General features: G+C 62.3%; 3 protein-coding genes. All 3 read left to right on the forward strand.

Annotated elements, in window-relative coordinates:
* Positions 1-78 precede the first annotated feature (78 nt).
* The 3 genes from IVB46_RS40925 to IVB46_RS40935 are packed head-to-tail and all read left to right on the forward strand — an operon-like array spanning position 79 to position 2,518.
* Positions 79-477, forward strand: a complete 399-nt coding sequence (locus tag IVB46_RS40925) for a transposase (protein WP_247305652.1) — start codon at positions 79-81, stop codon at positions 475-477.
* Positions 474-821, forward strand: coding sequence for an IS66 family insertion sequence element accessory protein TnpB (gene tnpB, locus IVB46_RS40930; protein ID WP_247305648.1), 348 nt, complete (start codon positions 474-476; stop codon positions 819-821). Before IVB46_RS40925 ends, tnpB begins: the two co-directional genes overlap by 4 nt.
* 44 nt (positions 822-865) lie before the next feature.
* Complete coding sequence (locus tag IVB46_RS40935; RefSeq protein ID WP_247305646.1) at positions 866-2,518, forward strand: IS66 family transposase; 1,653 nt, start codon at positions 866-868, stop codon at positions 2,516-2,518.
* The last annotated feature ends 79 nt before the right edge of the window (positions 2,519-2,597 follow it).

Raw genomic sequence — 2,597 nt, forward strand, 5'->3', positions numbered from 1 at the left:
GTATCCCTCCATTGAAGGCCGCCTTGTTTGACGAACGTTATAGCTGCAGGTCCTAGGGGTAATCCTAGGAGAAGTGGTATGACGATTTCGAGGACGGAGGTAATCACATCGGTCGAGCGGCGGCGCCGGTGGTCGCAGGACGAGAAAGAGCGGCTTGTTGCAGCATCGCTCGAGCCCGGCGCCAGTGTTTCCGAGGTGGCTCGCGTGGCCGGGCTTCATGTGAGCCAGCTGTTCAGGTGGCGCAAGGATCTCTGCAAGCACGGCGAAGCGAGCATTGCTCCGTTTGTTCCAGTCGAGATTGGGCCGCTTGCGTCACCGCGGGAGCTGGCCGAAGCGCCGTTGACGACGACGGCGCGGCGACGCAAGAGCGATTGCATCATCGAGATCGATCTTGATAGCGGGCATTGCATCCGGGTCGATGGCGACGTTGATGGAGACGCGCTACGTCGCGTTCTCGATGCTTTGGCCCACCGATGATCCCGGTTCCGACAGGCGCGCGAGTGTGGCTCGCGACAGGCCACACGGATATGCGCCGGGGCTTTCCGTCGTTGGCACTCCAGGTGCAGGAGGTGCTGCGCAAGGATCCGCTCAGCGGTCATTTGTTCGTCTTCCGGGGTCGCCGCAGCGATCTTGTGAAGGTGATCTGGCACGATGGCCAGGGGGCATGCCTGTTTACCAAGAGACTGGAGAGAGGAAGGTTTATATGGCCATCCGTTGCGGGTGAAGCTGTGACGATCTCGCCAGCGCAGATGAGCTATCTGTTGTCCGGAATCGATTGGCGCAACCCGCAAGAACCCCAGCGTCCGACACGGGTCGGATAGCCGTTTTTGGTTGAATCTGCGGCTTGATCTGATTCAATGGCTTCATGATATCGAAGCCGGACGATCTTCCGTCGGACCTTGTCAGCGCTCTAGCGGCGCTGCAGGCCGAGCGCGAGGCGCGGCTGCGAGCCGAAGCGGTGGCTGCCAGTGCGTTGGCGGAGCTGTCGGACAACGAGGCGCTGATCGCGCATCTTGAGCTGCGAATTGAGAAGCTCAAACGTGAACTGCACGGGCAGCGATCCGAGCGCTCGGCACGGCTGCTCGAGCAGTTGGAGTTGGAGCTCGAGGAACTCATCACCACGGCGAGCGAGGACGAGCTGGCCGCACAGGCGGCGGCAGCGAAGACGCAGAACGTCCGTCCCTTCACGCGTAAGCGGCCGGTGCGCAAGCCTTGGCCCGACGATATCGAACACGAGCGCGTCGTTGTTGAAGCTCCAACGACCTGCGCCTGCTGCGGTGGATCGCGACTGGCGAAGGTCGGCGAGGATGTGACCAAGACCCTGGAGGAGATCCCGCGCCGCTTCAAGGTCATCGAGACGGTGCGCGAGAAGTTCACCTGCCGGGATTGCGAGAAGATCAGCCAGCCGCCGGCGCCGTTCCATGCCACGCCGCGTGGCTTCATCGGTCCACAATTGTTGGCGACGATCCTGTTCGACAAGTTCGGCATGCATATCCCGCTCAACCGCCAGAGCGTGCGCTTTAAGGCCGAGACGATCGATTTGCCGTTGTCGACACTGGCTGACCAGATCGGCCACGGGACCTTTGCCGTCATGCCGCTCTTCCACTTGATCGAGCGTCATGTGCTTGCGGCCGAGCGCCTACATGGCGACGACACCACCATCCGTATCCTGGCCAAGGGCAAATGCACGACTGGGCGGATCTGGACATATGTGCGGGATGACCGGCCCTTCGCCGGGCCCGCGCCGCCGGCTGCGATCTATTACGCCTCGAGCGACCGACGAGGCGAGCATCCCCAAAAGCATCTGGCGGTCTTCGCCGGCATCCTGCAAGCCGATTGCTACAACGGCTTCGAGCCGCTGTTCGATCCGCAGAAGAAGACACTGCCAATTACGCCGGCGTATTGCTTTGCCCATGCACGGCGAGGCTTCTTCGAGCTGGCTGACATTGAGAAAAATGCTTGGGAAGGCAAGAAGGGCAAACCGGTCTCCCCGATCGCACTGGAGGCGGTCAGGCGGGTGGACGCGTTGTTCGAGATCGAGCGCGCCATCAACGGCCGCAGCGCCGACGAGCGACGCGCCGTGCGCCAGGAACAGAGCAAGCCGCTTCTCGACGACATGCACGCCTGGCTGCTGCGCGAGCGCGAAACCCTCTCGCGCTCGTCCGAGGTCCTGAAGCCGATCAACTACATGCTCAGGCGCTGGGAGGGCTTCGCCCGCTTCCTCGACGACGGGAGGATCTGCTTGACCAACAATTGCGCTGAACGCGCTTTGAGAGGCATCGCCTTGGGACGGCGCAACTGGACCTTCGCTGGCAGCCAGCGTGGTGCCGAACGTGCCGCCATCATGCTGACGATGATCACGACGTGTCGTCTCAATGACGTCGATCCAAAAGCCTGGCTTGCCGACGTCCTCGCCCGTATCGCCGATCTTCCTGCATCGCGGCTGCACGAACTGCTGCCCTGGGAATGGAAGCTTCTGCGCCAAGCCGGCAAATGCGACGATCAGCAAGCCGCCTGACCTTCACCCAACGCCATCACATATAGCTCGCCGTGCCCGCGCGCACGCGACAATCAGGCGGCCTTCGTCGTAGGCGTAC

Source organism: Bradyrhizobium sp. 61, assembly GCF_023073075.1.
GTDB lineage: Bacteria > Pseudomonadota > Alphaproteobacteria > Rhizobiales > Xanthobacteraceae > Bradyrhizobium > Bradyrhizobium barranii.

Bases quoted from the DNA above. Each gene is read 5' to 3' on its own strand.
- IVB46_RS40925 (WP_247305652.1), top strand. From the start codon at position 79: ATGACGATTTCGAGGACGGAGGTAATCACATCGGTCGAGCGGCGGCGC.
- tnpB (WP_247305648.1), top strand. From the start codon at position 474: ATGATCCCGGTTCCGACAGGCGCGCGAGTGTGGCTCGCGACAGGCCAC.
- IVB46_RS40935 (WP_247305646.1), top strand. From the start codon at position 866: ATGATATCGAAGCCGGACGATCTTCCGTCGGACCTTGTCAGCGCTCTA.